Source organism: Achromobacter ruhlandii (genome assembly GCF_902859695.1).
Taxonomy (GTDB): domain Bacteria; phylum Pseudomonadota; class Gammaproteobacteria; order Burkholderiales; family Burkholderiaceae_B; genus Achromobacter; species Achromobacter ruhlandii.
In genome coordinates this window covers 77724-93602 of sequence record NZ_CADIJL010000010.1, presented here as the reverse complement: position 1 = coordinate 93602, position 15879 = coordinate 77724, and the positions used below count along the sequence as shown (strand labels likewise).

11 protein-coding genes and 1 other RNA gene are annotated in these 15879 nt (G+C 70.1%); all 12 read left to right on the top strand.

All coding sequences use genetic code 11. The features are described from left to right. Nucleotides 1-126 precede the first annotated feature (126 nt). Nucleotides 127-1326, top strand: a complete 1200-nt coding sequence (locus HV742_RS14570) for an MFS transporter (RefSeq protein ID WP_175145791.1) — start codon at nucleotides 127-129, stop codon at nucleotides 1324-1326. Between the two features lie 16 nt (nucleotides 1327-1342). Beyond that, nucleotides 1343-1504 (top strand): hypothetical protein, encoded by a 162-nt coding sequence (locus HV742_RS14565; RefSeq protein WP_175145790.1) that lies wholly within the window; start codon nucleotides 1343-1345, stop codon nucleotides 1502-1504. An 84-nt stretch (nucleotides 1505-1588) separates the two neighbouring features. Next, on the top strand, nucleotides 1589-4252 hold the full coding sequence (locus tag HV742_RS14560) for a PD-(D/E)XK nuclease family protein (RefSeq protein WP_175145843.1): 2664 nt from the start codon (nucleotides 1589-1591) through the stop codon (nucleotides 4250-4252). Between the two features lie 3 nt (nucleotides 4253-4255). Further along, nucleotides 4256-7813, top strand: a complete 3558-nt coding sequence (locus HV742_RS14555; RefSeq protein WP_175145789.1) for a UvrD-helicase domain-containing protein — start codon at nucleotides 4256-4258, stop codon at nucleotides 7811-7813. A 446-nt stretch (nucleotides 7814-8259) separates the two neighbouring features. After that, nucleotides 8260-8357: signal recognition particle sRNA small type (gene ffs, locus HV742_RS14550), an RNA gene on the top strand. Nucleotides 8358-8478: 121 nt separating this feature from the next. Then, nucleotides 8479-10761 carry a DNA polymerase III subunit gamma/tau gene (dnaX, locus tag HV742_RS14545; protein WP_175145788.1) on the top strand — a complete coding sequence of 761 codons (2283 nt, stop codon included), beginning with the start codon at nucleotides 8479-8481 and terminating at the stop codon, nucleotides 10759-10761. A gap of 45 nt (nucleotides 10762-10806) precedes the next feature. After that, nucleotides 10807-11133, top strand: a complete 327-nt coding sequence (locus HV742_RS14540) for a YbaB/EbfC family nucleoid-associated protein (RefSeq protein ID WP_006385500.1) — start codon at nucleotides 10807-10809, stop codon at nucleotides 11131-11133. A 67-nt stretch (nucleotides 11134-11200) separates the two neighbouring features. Then, nucleotides 11201-11809: a recombination mediator RecR gene (recR, locus tag HV742_RS14535; RefSeq protein ID WP_006385499.1), complete on the top strand. Its 609-nt coding sequence runs from the start codon at nucleotides 11201-11203 to the stop codon at nucleotides 11807-11809. 96 nt (nucleotides 11810-11905) lie between these two features. Then, nucleotides 11906-13195 carry a CaiB/BaiF CoA transferase family protein gene (locus HV742_RS14530; RefSeq protein WP_175145787.1) on the top strand — a complete coding sequence of 430 codons (1290 nt, stop codon included), beginning with the start codon at nucleotides 11906-11908 and terminating at the stop codon, nucleotides 13193-13195. Beyond that, nucleotides 13176-14216 carry an ABC transporter substrate-binding protein gene (locus tag HV742_RS14525; protein WP_049075404.1) on the top strand — a complete coding sequence of 347 codons (1041 nt, stop codon included), beginning with the start codon at nucleotides 13176-13178 and terminating at the stop codon, nucleotides 14214-14216. Before HV742_RS14530 ends, HV742_RS14525 begins: the two co-directional genes overlap by 20 nt. Continuing rightward, entirely contained in the window at nucleotides 14209-15021 is an 813-nt protein-coding gene (locus HV742_RS14520; protein WP_049075403.1) for an ABC transporter ATP-binding protein, read from the top strand. The genes HV742_RS14525 and HV742_RS14520 overlap by 8 nt, the downstream gene beginning before the upstream one ends. A gap of 52 nt (nucleotides 15022-15073) precedes the next feature. After that, on the top strand, nucleotides 15074-15868 hold the full coding sequence (locus HV742_RS14515; protein WP_049075402.1) for an ABC transporter permease: 795 nt from the start codon (nucleotides 15074-15076) through the stop codon (nucleotides 15866-15868). Nucleotides 15869-15879: the final 11 nt, after the last annotated feature.

The window sequence follows — 15879 nt, the reverse complement described above, 5'->3', positions numbered from 1 at the left end:
TGATACGCGATGCGGCGACACGGGTATTGCCGGTGGCTCCGGGTTATTTGTTTATGATGTGCGCGTCTGGCTCACGGCCCGGCCGTCCCGAGGAGGGGACGCCTTTCTCCATCAATAAGAACAATCATGTCGAGCACTACCGATACGCGTTACGTGCGCACCATCATTCTGGGTACCCTGGTGGTGCTGCTGGCCATGGGCGTGCGCGCCACCTTTGGCCTGTTCATGCAGCCGATGGGCCTGGCCCATGGCTGGAGCCGCGAAGTGTTTTCCATGGCCTTCGCGCTGCAGAATCTGGTCTGGGGCGTGGCCTGCATTTTCATGGGCATCCTGGCCGACCGCTATGGCTCCGGCCGCACCATCGCGCTGGGCGCGGCGCTGTACATGCTGGGCATGATCGGCACCCGCTTCGCCACCGACGAAACCACGCTGTACCTGAGCGCCGGCCTGCTGGTCGGCCTGGGCCAGGCCGGCACCACGTTTCCGGTGATCCTGCCGGTGGTGGCGCGCGCCGTGCCGCCGGCCTACCGCAGCACCGCCATGGGCATCGCCAGCGCCGGCGGCTCGCTTGGTCAGTTCGCCGTGGTGCCGACCGGGCAGGCGCTGATTACCGGCCTGGACTGGCCGGGCGCGTTGTGGGTGCTGTCGCTGTTCGTCGCTTGCGCGGCGCCGCTGGCCTATTACCTGCGCGGCCGTCCGCAGGCCCACGGCGGGCCGCAGCAATCGCTGACGGCGGCGGTGCGGCAGGCGGTGCGGCATCCGTCGTTCCATTTCCTGTTCTGGAGCTATTTCGTCTGCGGCTTCCACACCGCGTTCATCACCCTGCACCTGCCGGCCTACGTCACCGACGGCGGCCTGACGCCGGGGCAGGGCGCCACCGCGATCGCGCTGATCGGGCTGTTCAACGTGCTGGGGTCGTTCTACGCCGGCAAGCTTGGCGGCCAGTACAGCAAGAAGCGCCTGCTGGCGGTGGTCTACGGCATGCGCGCCTTCGGCATCCTGCTGCTGTTGTGGATGCCGCTGTCGCCGTGGGTGCTGTATGCGTTCGCGGCCTGGATGGGGCTGTTCTGGCTGGGTACGGTGCCGCTGACGCAGGGGCTGATCGGCCAGATCTATGGCCTGCGTTATGCCGCGACCCTGTCGGGCATCGTCTTTTTGGGACACCAGGTTGGCAGTTTCATCGGCGTGTGGCTGGGCGGTTATGCCTATGCCAAGACCGGCAACTACGACCTGGTCTGGTGGCTGGGCGTGGCGCTGGCGGTGGCCGCCGCGCTGCTGTGCCTGCCGGTGCGCGAGCAGCCGCTGGCGCAGCCGGCGACCGCCTGATACGCGGGTGACCCTGATGACCGACTCGCCCTCCGCATCGCCCGCCCGCCGCCATCGCGTCTGGCGACTGGCGGGCTGGGGGGCGCTGGCCCTGGTGCTGGGCCTGGCCTTCTGGGGCTACACCCAGCCCGAGATGCAGATCCATTGGGAAAACCTGGCGTCGCTGTGTGGTTTCTAGCCGCGCGGGTGGGGCGAGGGCGCGGTATCCTACGGCGGTAATCGATTCCACGCCGTGCTTCCGTACCGCGTTTTCACGCCGCCCATGCAGGACGACCCGCTTTCCTACCCCGACCTGAGCCTGTCCGCCATCGGCGACATGCCTGCCGCCGACATGCTGGTGCTGACAGTCAACAACCGCCTGTCGCGCCGGCTCACGCTCGAGCTGGCCGGGTTGCTGCGCCAGGAGCGCCAGGTCAGCGAGTTGCCGCGCATCCTGCCGTTGTCCGCCTGGCTGGCCGAATCCGCCAATGAGCTGGCGTTCGAGACCGATGACGACGTGCCGGCCTACCGGCTTGACGGCTTCGCTACCCAGCTGGTCTGGACCGAAGCCATACGCGCCGAGGAGGCCGAGCGCGTGCTGCTGGACGCGAGCCAGGCCGCGCGCCTGTCGATGGACGCGGACCAGCTCATGGACGAGTGGGCGCTGCGCGTGCCGTCCGGCGCCGACACCGACGAATACCGCGGTTTCGCGCGCTGGCGCGAACGTTACCGCCAGGCCCTGGCCGCCATCGACGCCGAGGACGCCAACCAGGGCTATGCTCGCGTGTTGCGGGCGCTCGAGGACGGCCGGCTGGCCGTGCCGGGCCATCTGGTGCTGGCCGGGTTCACCGACATGTCGCCACGCTTCCGGCGCCTGCTGCGGGCGTTCGAGGAACAGGGCTGCCTGATTGCGCAATGGCGCGACACGCAGCGCGCGCCCGCCGCGCCGCGCCGCTACGAGGCGCCGGACCAGGGCGCAGAATGGCGCGCGGCGGCCGAGTGGGCCGCCAGCCAGCTCAAGCGTCATCCCAGCGGCCGCTACGCCATCGTCTCGCCCCAGCTCGAAGCCGAATCGCCGTTCGCGCGGCGCATCATCAGTCAGGCGCTGGCTGGCCATGACGGCGCGCCGGCCTTCGCCTTCAACGTGGCGGTCGGCCGTCCGCTGGACGAATGGCCGCTGGCGCGCGCCGCGTTGGCGTGGCTGCGCGCGCTGGCCGAATGCGCGGCCGGCAAGGGCTGCGGCGTCGAGGTGTTGGGCGCCGCGCTGCTGGCGGGCCACTGCGCGGGCGATGTCAGCGACCGCGCCGGCATGGCCGCGCTCGATGCGCGCTGGCGCCGTCGCGGCCAGATCCGCCTGTCCGCGACGGAATGGCGCAAGCAACTGTCGCAGTTGCCGCCGCTGGCGCAGGCCTGGGACCAGGCCATGGAGATCTGGACCAAGGGGGGCGCGCGCGCCACCAGCGATGTCTGGATGTTGCGTATGAAGGCGGCGCTGACGGCCCTCGGCTTTCCCGGCGAGGGCGCGCTGGACAGCGTCGGCTATCAGGTGCTGGGCGCGTTCGGCGAGGCGTTGGGCGGCTTCTCGGCGCTGGCGCCGGCCGCCGGCAAGCTGGGCGGCGTGGCGGCGGTCAACCTGCTCCAGAGCGTGGCGCGCTCGGCCGCGTTCCAGCCGCAGCGCGACCCGCTGGCGCGCCTGGATGTGCTGGGCCTGCTGGAAGCCGAAGGCGGTTTCTGGGACGGCGTGTGGATGCTGGGCCTGACCGACGATGTGCTGCCGGCCTCGCCCAAGCCGAACCCGCTGCTGCCGCTGGCGGTGCTGCGCCAGGCCAAGGCGCCGCGCGCCACGCCCGAGCGCGAACGCGAGTGGGCCGAGGGCATCTACGCGGCGCTGTGCCGCTGCGCGCCGGAGGTCATCGTCAGCCACGCGCATATGGATGGCGAACGCGAGTTGCGGCCGTCGCCGCTGATCGCCGAGGCCGCCCTGACCGATTGGCGGCCGGCGCCGGCCGCCGCCGTGGCCGCCTTGCCGCAGGAAACGCTGGACGACGCGCAAGGGCCGCCCCTCACCTCCCACGACCATGGCGGCGGCGGGCTGGATGTACTGGACACGCAGGCGCGCAACCCCCTGTGGGCGTTCGTGCGCCACCGGCTGGGCGGGCGCGAACTCGCGGCCTATGCCGACGCGGCCACGGTGAACGTGCGCGGCCAGTTCCTGCACAAGGCGTTGGAACTGGTGTGGGGCATGCTGCCCGACCAGGAGGCCTTGCATGACACGCTGGCCGGCGGCCGCCTGCCCGCCTTGCTGGAGCAGGCGGTGGCGCAGGCCGCCGAGGAAGAACTGCAGCAGTATGCGCCGGCGCTGAAGGCGCTGGAATGCGCCCGCGCGCGGACGGTGCTGGCGTCGTGGCTGGACATGGAAGCCCAGCGCCTGCCGTTCGCGGTGGCGCAGGTCGAGAAGAACCATGAATGGCGCCATGGCCCGCTGCACCTGAAGCTGCGGCTGGACCGCATCGACACGCTGGCCGACGGCCGCAACGTCATCGTCGACTACAAGACCGGCGTGGCCGCCGCCAAGCCCGAGCCCGATTGGTCGCGCAGCCGTCCGGTGAACGTGCAGTTGCCGTTCTACGCCTCGGTGCTGGCCGATGCCGCCGGCGGCGAAGTGGCTGGCCTGGTGCTGGCCCAGATCCATGCGCGCCAGGTGGCGGCGCAGGGCCTGGCCGACGAAGACCTGGGCATGGAAGGCGTGACGCTGGCGGCCGAGAGCAAGTACTTCGACGGCCTGTCCTGGCCCGAGATCCGCCAGCGCTGGCGCGCCGCGATCGAGTCGCTGGCCGATGAATACGTGGCGGGCCATGCCGCCAACGTCGCTTACCGCCGCGACGACCTGAAATACTGCGACGCGCTGCCTTTCCTGCGCCTGCACCTGGATGACGAGGACGCCTGAGCCATGGCCGATATGGAACGCCAGCCCCAGGACCATGCCGCGCGCGCGGCGGCGCTGGACCCCGCACGCTCTTTCCTGGTGCAGGCGCCCGCCGGCTCCGGCAAGACCGAACTGCTGACCGACCGCATCCTGGCGCTGCTGGCCACCGTCAACCGCCCCGAGGAAATCGTCGCCATCACCTTCACGCGCAAGGCGGCGTCGGAGATGCATGCGCGCGTGTTGAGCAAGTTGCGCCGCGGCCTGGACGCGCCGCCGGAGGCCGCCCACGAACGCCTCAGTTGGGAACTGGCGCGCGCCGCGCTGGCGCGCAACGCCGAACTGGAATGGCACCTGCTGGAGCATCCGGCGCGGCTGGCGATCCGCACCATCGACTCGTTCTGCGCCGGCCTGGTCCGCAGCATGCCGTGGCTATCCGAACTGGGCGGCATGCCCGACATCACCGACGACGCCCGCGCCCACTACGAAGCGGCGGCGCGCGCCACGCTCGACCTGGCGGACGACTACGACGCGGTCCGCATCCTGCTGCAGCACATGGACGTGGACGTGCAGGCGGCCAAGGACGCCATCGCCGACATGCTCGGCCAGCGCGACCAGTGGCTGCCGCTGCTGCGCCATGGTTCCGACCGCGAGGCGCTGGAGCAAACCCTGGCCGAGGCCATCGGCGAGGACCTGGACGCGCTGTGCGAGGCCATGCCCTACGGCTGGGCCGACGCGCTGTGCGGCCCGGCGCGGCTGGCCGCGGCGCAATTGCGGGACGGCGGCGAGGACGACCGCCTGGCGGCCTTGCTCGACTGGACCGAGGAACTGCCGGCCGACGCCGAGGTACTGGACCAGTGGCGCGCCGTTGCGCATCTGCTGCTCACCGGCAATGGTTCGCTGCGCAAGACCGTCACCAAGACACTCGGTTTTCCGCCCAAGTGCGCGCACAAAGAACCCTTCGTCGCCTGGCTCGAGAGCGCCGATGGCGACGCGCCGTGGGTGCGGCGCCTGGCCGCGGTGCGCGATATCCCCGCGCCGCGCTTGAGCGATGCCCAATGGGAAGTGCTGGGCGCGCAGTTGATGACGCTGGCGCTGGCGGTGGCGCAATTGCGCCTGCGCTTTGCCGACACCGGCGAGGTCGATTTCATCGAGATCTCGCAGCGCGCCGCCTCGGCGCTGGGCAGCGCCGACGATCCGGGCGAGCTGCTGCTCAAGCTCGACGCGTCCATCCGCCACCTGCTGATCGACGAATTCCAGGACACCAGCCAGACGCAGCTCGATCTGTTGAAAACGTTGACCTCCGGCTGGCAGGAGGGCGACGGCCGCAGCCTGTTCCTGGTGGGCGATCCGATGCAGTCGATCTACCGTTTCCGCAAGGCGGAGGTGGGGCTGTTCCTCGAAGTCGCGGAAACGGGCGTGGGCGAACTGCAACCGGGTTTCCTCAACCTGACCGACAATTTCCGCTCGCAGGCCGGCATCGTCGACTGGGTCAACCAGTCGTTCGCGCAACTCTTGCCCAAGCGTAGCGACGCCGCCGCGGGCGCCATCAAGTACAGCCCGTCCACGGCTTTTCACGAGGCCTTGCCGGATCCGGCGGTGCGCTTCCATCCCGCCTGGTCGCGCGCCGGCGCCGCGCCGGCCGAGGAACAGGCCGAGGACATCGCCGTCGGCCTGGTGCGGCAGGCGCTGGCCGAACACGCGGGCAGCAAGCACCCGGTCGCCATCCTGGTGCGGGCCCGCAGCCACCTGGGCAACCTGACGCGCCGGCTGGCGCAGGAAGGCATCCGCTGCCGCGCGGTGGACCTGGTGCCGCTGGCGCTGCGGCCGGTGGTGGCGGACCTGGTGCAACTGGTGCGGGCGCTGTCGCATCCGGGCGACCGGCTGGCGTGGCTGTCGGTGCTGCGCGCGCCGTTCTGCGGCCTGACGCTGGAATCGCTGCAGCGCCTGTTCGGCGCCGATCACGTGACGCCGGTGCCGGTGCTGCTGGAGCGCCTGTTGCGCCCGGCGCCGGCGAAGGCCGTGGCGGCGCCCGTGGCCACCGCCCCGGCGGCGCGGCAGGGATCGCTGTTCGACGACACCGAGCACCCGGCGCAAGGGGCCTTGTTCGACGATGCGGCGCCTGATGCCTCGCGCGCTGATCCGGCGTTGATGCCGATCGCGGCCAGCGATGGCGAGCCTTCGTTCAGCGGCGCCGATACCCCGCGTTCGGCCGAGGCCGTGCTGCGCCCCGAGGAATACGCGCGCCTGCGGCAGGTGGCGGCGATATTGCTGGATACGCGCAACGCCTCGGGCGCGATGCCGTTCGCGGCCTGGGTCGAGACGCTGTGGCGCCGCCTGGGCGGGCCGGCGCTCTACAGCGGCCCGTCGGTCGCCAACGACGCCGAAAGCCTGTTCCAGCTGGTCGAGCGCCTGGCGCCGCACGGGGCCATCGACGCGGCCGCGCTGGATACCGGCATCGCCCGCCTGTTCGCCGCGCCCGACGCCGCCGACGATGAGGCCGCGGTCGAGATCATGACCATGCACAAGTCCAAGGGCCTGCAGTTCGAGACCGTGATCCTGTACGGCCTGCATCGCGCGCCGCGCGGCGACCAGCCGCCGCTGGTGCGGTTCGAGCAAAGCGGCGGCCGCGTGCTGTTCGGCCCGGTCAAGCCGCGCGCCGAAACCGAGGCCGATCCCGTGTCGCGCTACCTGGGCGCGCGCGAGGCCCGCCGCGCCTCCTATGAGATCGACCGCCTGCTGTACGTCGCCGCCACCCGCGCCCGCAAGCGCCTGCATCTGGTCGGCCACGTCAGCGTCGACGAGGCCAGCGGCCAGCCCAAGACGCCATCCTCCGCGAGCCTGCTGGGCCGCCTCTGGCCCTGCTTGGCGACACCGGTGCCGCCGGCCGCCGATGGCGACACGGCCGAGCCCGTGGCCGACGCGCCCGAGTGGCAAGGCGAACCGCTGCGCCGGCTGCACCGTGACGGCCTGGCGCAATTGGCGCGGCAGGCCGACGTCGCCATCAGCCCCGGCTTCGCCGCCGCCGCGCGCGGCGCCTGGGGCGACAGCGCCGAGCATCCGGCCTGGCAACTCGAATCCGGCTACGACGCCGCCATCGGCACCCTGGCCCACGCCTGGCTGGCCCGCATCGGCCAGGACGGCATCGCGGCCTGGCCGGCCGACGCCCTGGCCCAGCGCCTGCCCGCCATGCGCCGCCAACTGACCCGCGCCGGCATCCCCGCCAGCCAGGCCGACGCCGCCGCCGAGGCCGTCCTGGACACGCTCCAGTCCACCCTGGCCGACGACCGCGGCCTCTGGCTCCTCTCCCAATCCGGCGCCCGCCGCGAATGGCCCCTCATCGACGCCGCCGGCAAGGTCTCCGTCATCGACCTGGCCCTCAGCACCGAAGACGGCTGGCTCATCGTCGACTACAAAACAGGCCGCCCCCAACCCAACGAATCCCCCGCCGCCTTCGCCCAGCGCATGCGCCAACGCCACGGCGACCAACTCCTGCGCTACTGCGCCCAAGTCACCGCCCTGGACGGCCGCAAAGCCCGCGCCGCCCTCTACTTCCCCCGCGCCCGCGCCTGGATAGACCTGTAGCAGCCCCCCTGCCCAACCAGGGCAAGCCAAGCCAAAGCAAGCGAGGCAGGCAAAGCGGAGCAAGCCAAGCGAAGTAAAAGCAAGGCAAGCCAAGGCAGAGCCAGGCAACGCCATGCAAAGCGAAGCGAGCCAAGCGAAGTAAAGAAGTAAAGGCAAGCCAGGGCAGAGCCAGGCAAAGCGAAGCGAGCCAAGCAAAGTAAAGGCAAGCCAAGGCAGAGCCAGGCAACGCCAGACAAGGCAAACCAAGCCAAGCCAAAGCAAGCGAGCCAAAGCAACCGAGCCAGCCAGGCAAAGCGAAGCGAGCCGCCAAGACAAGCGAAGCAACGTCTTCTCCCCCTCCCCCTCGGGGGGAGGGCCGGGGAGGGGGCGCACATACAGCCCCCCGGGGCCCGCCAAGCAAGAGGCTAGCCGAGCGAGCAACGCGAAGCTCTGCTAGAATCTTGCTTGGCGGGCCCCTTCGCATGGTTCGACGGTGAACCTGGTCAGGTCGGGAACGAAGCAGCCATAGTCGTTTAGGGTCAGTGCCGGAGTAAGGCTCGCCAACCGGTTTTCGCAAAGGGGACGGGGTTGTTTTCCAAGGGGATTTCCCCGGAAGATGATTCCGTCCCCTTTGCATTTCGCGCCGGCAATCGCATAGGCTCTTGCAAAGGCTCTACAATCCCGCCATGACTTATCTGGTACTGGCCCGCAAGTGGCGGCCGCGATCGTTCGATACCCTCGTGGGACAGGATCACGTGGTGCGCGCGCTGACGCATGCGCTCGACACCCAGCGCCTGCACCACGCCTGGCTGTTCACCGGCACCCGCGGCGTCGGCAAGACCACGCTGTCGCGCATCCTGGCCAAATCGCTCAACTGCGAAACCGGCATCACTTCCAAGCCCTGCGGCGTCTGTCGCGCCTGCACCGAGATCGATGCCGGCCGTTTCGTCGACTACCTCGAACTGGACGCGGCCTCCAACCGCGGCGTCGAGGAAATGACCCAGCTGCTGGAGCAGGCCGTCTACGCGCCGGGCGCGGGCCGCTTCAAGGTCTACATGATCGACGAAGTGCACATGCTCACCGGGCACGCGTTCAACGCGATGCTCAAGACGCTGGAAGAGCCGCCGCCGCACGTCAAATTCATCCTGGCCACCACCGACCCGCAGAAGATCCCGGTCACGGTGCTGTCGCGCTGCCTGCAATTCAATCTGAAGCAGATGCCGGCCGACTCCATCGTGGGCCACCTGCAGGCGGTGCTGGGCGAGGAACAGGTCGGCTTCGAAGTGCCCGCCCTGCGGCTGATCGGCCAGGCCGCGTCGGGCTCGATGCGCGACGCGCTGTCGCTGACCGACCAGGCCATCGCCTATAGCGCCGGCAATCTCACCGAGGACGCCGTGCGCGGCATGCTCGGCACCATCGACCAGCGCCACCTGGTGCGCCTGCTGGACGCTTTGTCCACGGGCGACGCCAAGGGCGTGCTGGCGGTGGCCGACGAACTCGCCACGCGCGGCCTGTCGTACGCCGGCGCGCTGGCCGACCTGGCGGTGCTGCTGTCGCGCGTCGCCATCGAGCAGCGCGTGTCCGGCGTGATGCCGGCCGAGGATCCGCTGGCGGCCGACATCGCCCGCCTGGCGCAGACCCTGCATCCCGACGCTGTGCAACTGTTCTACTCGGTGGCGGTGCACAGCCGCGGCGAACTGACGCTGGCGCCGGACGAGTACGCCGGTTTCATCATGGCCTGCCTGCGCATGCTGGCGCTCAACGGTGACGCCGGTCCGCAGACCGCCATCGAAGCGCCCGCCACGCCGGCCCGCCAGACGGCCGAGCCCGCCGTGGCCACCGCGCAGCCGCCGCAAGCGGCGCCGGTCGCCGCCGCGCCGGTGGTGGAACGCGTCGTACCCGTGGCGCAACCGGTCGCGCCCGCGCCGGCCCCCGTGGCGACAGCCCCCGCGCCGTCCTCCCCCGCCAGCGTGCCGCAAGCGAACGCCGCGCCGGCTGCCGCGCCCGCGGCTGTTGCGCCCACGGCGGTGGCCACGCCGCCTGTTGCAGCGCCGGTTGCCGCACCCGTCGCCACGCCCGCCCAGCCGGCCGCTGCCAGCGTGCCGCCTTGGGAAGATGCGCCGACCGCCGCCGGTTCCGCCCAGGCGGCCGTCGACGCCGCTGCCCAGCCGTCGTCCCCCATGAATACCGCCGCGCCGAGCGTGCCGGCCACGGCATCGCCCGGTGCCGCGCCCGCCGTCGCGGATGCCCCAGCCACGGATGCCTCCGCCACCCCGGCGCCCGCCAAGTCGGCCCCGCTGGCCGTGACGCCCGCGGCCGCCGCGGTCGCGCCGGCCGCCGATGACGACGGTCCGCCGTCCTGGGTCGACGAAGAAATCCCGTTCGAGGCCGAAGGCGGCTTCGTGCCTGATGCTGGCTTCGCGTCCGACGGCGGTTTCACGTCCGACCCCGACGACGATTTCGAAACGCTGGCCAGCGCGCCCTCGGCCGCGCCCGCCCCGCCGGCGGCTCCCGCCCGACGCGAAGGCCCGGCCCCGGCTCGCAAGCGCCAGTCGCGCGCGCGCCTGGCCGACATGACCTCCGCCGCGTGGCCCGAGCTGGCCGCGCGCCTGCCGGTCACCGGCCTGGCCGCCGAGCTGGCGCGCCAGAGTGAATGGGCCGGCGTGCAGGGCGATGCCATCATCCTGCGCGTGGCCGTCAAGACACTGGCGGAAAGCGAAAGCCGCGTGCGCCTGCAGACGGTGCTGTGCGAACACTTCGGCCAGGGCATCCGGCTGGACGTGGACGTCGGCGCGGTCGGTGAAGCCACGGCCCACGCCGTGGCCCAGGCCGAGCGCGCGGCGCGCCAGCAGGCCGCCGAGGACGCGGTCGCCGTCGATCCCTTCGTGCAGGCGCTGGTGGCGGACTTCGGCGCCCATGTCGTGGCCGGTTCGATCCGCCACGTCGACTCTCCCTCCGCCGCCGCGTAACGCGCCGGCCAATCCCTACATTCCCTCGTTCAAGGAAGCTCCATCATGATGAAAGGACAACTGGCCGGCCTGATGCGCCAGGCGCAGCAGATGCAGGAAAACATGAAGAAGGCGCAGGACGCGCTGGCCGAGATCCAGGTCGAAGGCGCCTCCGGCGGCGGCCTGGTCAAGGTCACCATGACCTGCCGCCACGACGTCAAGCGCGTCGAAATCGATCCGTCGCTGCTGGCCGACGACAAGGACATGCTGGAAGACCTGGTCGCCGCCGCCTTCAACGACGCGCTGCGCAAGGCCGAAGCCACCTCGCAGGAAAAGATGGCGTCCGTCACCGCCGGCATGCCGCTGCCCCCGGGCATGAAGCTGCCGTTCTGATCGAACGTTCCGGCCGCCGCCGCCCCGGGCGGCGCGGCCTTTGCCGTCCGCAAGTTGCCGTCGTGTCATGGACCCTCTACTGCCCGAACCCGAACCGCTGGTCTCGCTGATCGAGGCGCTGCGGCGCCTGCCCGGCGTGGGTGTGCGTTCCGCGCGGCGCATGGCCTATCACCTGTTGCAGCACGACCCCCAGGGCGCCGACATGCTCGGACGCGCGTTGGCGGGAGCGGTGCGCGACCTGCGCCACTGCTCGCGTTGCAACAGCTTCGCCGAAGAGGATGTGTGCGCCACCTGCGCCAATCCCAAGCGTGATCCTTCCCTGCTGTGCATCGTCGAGACGCCGGCCGACCAGAACATGATCGAGTCCAGCCACGGCTACCGCGGCCTGTACTACGTGTTGATGGGGCGGGTGGCGCCGCTCGAGGGCATCGGCCCGCGCGAGCTGGATTTCGACCGCGTCATCCGCCGCGCCACCGACGGCGTGGTGCAGGAGGTCATCCTGGCCACCAACTTCACCGCCGAAGGCGAGACCACCGCGCATTTCCTGGGCGAGGCCCTGGGTGAACGCGGCCTGCGCGTCACGCGCCTGGCGCGCGGCGTGCCGGCCGGCAGCGAGCTGGAATACGTGGACGCCGGCACCATCGCCTGGGCGCTGATGGAGCGCAAGACCACCTGACACGCCCCCACAATAGCGCGCCGGCAATGTACCGGCGGGCATTGGAAAAACGGCCCGCCCGCGCGGCGCGGCCTCCACGAGAGGAAGACAACCAACATGTCAGCCCTGACCGGCCTGAAGGTCCTGGAACTCGGCACGCTCATCGCCGGCCCGTTCGCCGCGCGCATCTTCGGCGAATTCGGCGCCGACGTCATCAAGGTGGAAACGCCGCACGGCCCCGACGGCACGGGCGGGGGCGACCCCATCCGCAGCTGGCGCCACCTGCATGAAGGCAATTCGCTGTGGTGGACCGTGCAGGCCCGCAACAAGCAATCCATTGCCCTCAATCTCAAGCATCCCGAGGCCCGCGAAATCGCCCGCAAACTGGCGCTGGACGCCGACGTGGTGGTCGAGAACTATCGCCCCGGCGTGTTGGAAAAGTGGGGGCTTGGGTTTGAGCAGCTGCGCGCCATCAACCCCGCCCTCATCATGGTGCGCCTGTCCGGCTACGGCCAGACCGGCCCGATGAAGGATCAGCCGGGCTTCGGCGCCATCGGCGAATCCATGGGCGGCCTGCGCTACGTGTCCGGGCATCCCGACCGGCCGCCGCTGCGGGTCGGCATCTCGATCGGCGATTCAATCGCCGCGCTGCATGGCGTGATCGGCGCCATGATGGCGCTGCGCCACCGCGACGCCACCGGCGGGCGCTGGAACGGCGTGCAGGGCGAAGGGTGCCAGGCGGGGCAGGGCCAGATGGTCGACGTGGCCTTGTACGAGGCCGTGTTCAACATGATGGAAAGCCTGGTGCCCGAGTACGACGTGGCCGGGGTGGTGCGCGAACGCACCGGCGGCGCGCTGCCCGGCATCGTGCCGTCCAACACCTACACCACGCGCGACGGCCAGAACATCGTCATCGCCGGCAACGGCGATGCGATCTTCCACCGCCTGATGCTGGCCATCGGCCGCGACGACCTGGCCTCGGCCCCGGACCTGGTGCGCAACGATGGCCGCGCCCGCCGGGTCGCCGAGATCGACGGCGCCATCCAGCAATGGTGCGATGGCCGCGGCATCGAGGAAGCGCTCAACACCCTGAAGGCGGCCGACGTGCCGGTCGGCAAGATCTACAGCGTGGCCGACATGTTCAGCGATCCGCAGTTCCTGGCGCGCCGCATGATCGAGCAGCACCACTTCGCCGACGGCAGTCCGGTCAAGCTGCCTGCGGTGGTGCCCAAGCTCTCGGAAACCCCGGGCGGGACCCGCTGGATCGGTCCGTCATTAGGGGAACATACCGAGGAAGTCCTGAAATCGCTGGGGTATGATTCAGCGGCTATCGACAAGCTGGCGCAGACCGGCGCTATCGGTATCCCCGCACCCAAGGAGACAACACATGTCAGTCACACGCCGTGATCTGCTCAAGATGGCCGGCGCCGCCGGCGTCATGGGCATGGCCCCCGCCATCGTGCGCGCCCAGAAGCTGGAGAAGACCAAGGTCCAGATCGCCGTGGGCGGCAAGCCCCTGATCTATTACCTGCCGCTGTCCATCGCCGAGGCGCGCGGTTACTTCAAGGACGAGGGTCTGGACGTCTCCATCGCCGACTTTGCCGGCGGCTCCAAGGCGCTGCAGGCCGTGGTGGGCGGCAGCGCCGACGTGGTCTCGGGCGCGTTCGAGCACACCCTTGCCATGCAATCGAAGGGCCAGGCCTACCGCGCCTTCGTGCTGCAGGGCCGCGCGCCGATGATCGGCGTGGGCGTCTCCAAGAAGAACCTGCCCAACTACAAGGGCCCGGCCGACCTCAAGGGCAAGAAGATCGGCGTGACGGCGCCGGGCTCGTCCACCAACATGGTGGTCAGCTTCTTCCTGGCCAAGCACGGCCTGAAGGCTTCCGACGTTTCCATCATCGGCGTGGGCGCCGGCGCCGGCGCGGTGACCGCGCTGCGCAGCGGCCAGATCGACGCCATCTCCAACACCGACCCCGTGGTGTCGATGCTGGAAATGCCGGGCGACATCCAGATCATCGTCGACACCCGCACGCTCAAGGACACGCAGGACATCTTCGGCGGCAACATGCCGGCCGGCTGCCTGTACGCGCCGCAGGCGTTCATCGACGCCAATCCCAATACCGTGCAGGCGCTCACCAACGCCATGGTGCGCGCCGACAAGTGGATCCAGAAGGCCGGCCCCGACGAGATCGCCAAGGTCGTGCCGGAAACCTACCTGCTGGGCGACCCGGCGGTGTACAAGGCCGCCATCGGCAAGAGCCTCGAGGGCCTGTCGCCCGACGGCATGATCCCCGAGGACGGCGCCGCCACCGCGCTCAAGGCCCTGGCCGCGTACCAGGCGGATTTCGACGGCGCCAAGATCGATCCGTCCAAGGTCTGGACCAACGATTTCGCCCGCCGCGCCAACGAGAAGTACCCCAATGGCTGACGCCGCGCTATCGCTGGAAAACATCAGCTGCACCTTCGTCTCCCGCGACGACCGCTCGCAGCGCTACACCGCCGTCAGCGACACGAGCCTGGCCATCGCGCCGGGCGAGTTCGTGTCGGTGGTGGGCCCCACGGGCTGCGGCAAGTCCACCCTGCTCAACGTCAGCGCCGGCCTGCTGGCGCCGTCGTCGGGCCAGGTAAAGGTCTTCGGCCAGCCGCTGTCGGGCATCAATTCGCGCGCCGGCTACATGTTCCAGGGCGAGGCGCTGCTGCCCTGGCGCAGCGCGCTCGACAACGTAGTGGCCGGGCTGGATTTCGCCGGCGTGCCGCGCGACGAGGCGCTCGAGCGCGGCCGCGACTGGATGCGCCGCGTCGGCCTGGGCGGCTTCGAGAGCCGCTATCCGCACCAGATGTCGGGCGGCATGCGCAAGCGCGCCATGCTGGCGCAGACGCTGATCCGCGACCCCGACATCATCCTCATGGACGAGCCGTTCTCGGCGCTCGACATCCAGACGCGACAGCTGATGGAAAACGAGGTGCTGGACCTGTGGATGGCCAAGCGCAAGGCGGTGCTGTTCATCACCCATGACCTGGACGAAGCCATCGCCATGAGCGACCGCGTGGTGGTGCTGTCGGCCGGGCCGGGCACGCATCCCATCGGCGAGTTCGCCATCGACCTGCCGCGTCCGCGCGACGTGGCCGAAGTGCGCAACAACCTGCGCTTCGTCGAATTGCACGCGGCCATCTGGGCGGTGCTGCGCGAGGAAGTGCTCAAGGGCTATGCCCAACAACAGAAGCGGGCCTGAGGCCCCTGCCTGATCCAGGCCGCGCCCGCTTCCCATCGAACAGGCCCTGACCATGTCCAAGTCGTTCAAACCGGGTTCCGCCAGCCTGCGCTTCTGGCAGTTGCTGCTGCTCGTCGTCATCCTGGGCGTGTGGCATTTCGCCTCGCGCGATTCCAAGGTGGCGTTCTTCTTCGGCGAGCCCCTCAAGGTGTGGGGCCGCATCTGGGCCTGGTTCGTCACCAATGCCGACATCTACACCCACCTGTGGGTCACGCTGACCGAAACCGTGCTGGCCTTTTTCATCGGCACCATAGCCGGCCTGGCCTTCGGCCTGTGGCTGGGCCTGTCGCCGCGCGCCAGCGCGATCCTCGATCCCTATATCAAGGCGGCCAACTCGATGCCGCGCGTGATCCTGGCGCCGATCTTCGGCATGTGGTTCGGGCTCGGCATCTGGTCCAAGGTGGCGCTGGCGGTGACGCTGGTGTTCTTCATCGTCTTCTTCAACGTCTACCAGGGCGTGCGCGAAGTCAGCCCGACGCTGCTGGACAACGCCCGCATGCTGGGCGCGCGCCGCCGCCAGCTACTGCGCCACGTCTACCTGCCGTCGGCCACCAGCTGGGTGTTCTCCAGTCTGCACACCTCGGTGGGCCTGGCCTTCGTCGGCGCGGTGGTGGGCGAATACCTGGGCTCGGCCAGCGGCGTCGGCTACCTGATCCTGCAGGCCGAGGGCACCTTCGACGTCAACACGGTGTTTGCCGGCATCGTGGTGCTGACCGCGTTCGCGCTGGTGCTGGATTACATCGTCGGGATCGGTGAAAAGCGCTTGATGAAGTGGCAGCCGAAGTCCGGCGAGACCGAGAAGATCTGACCCGCTGGCCG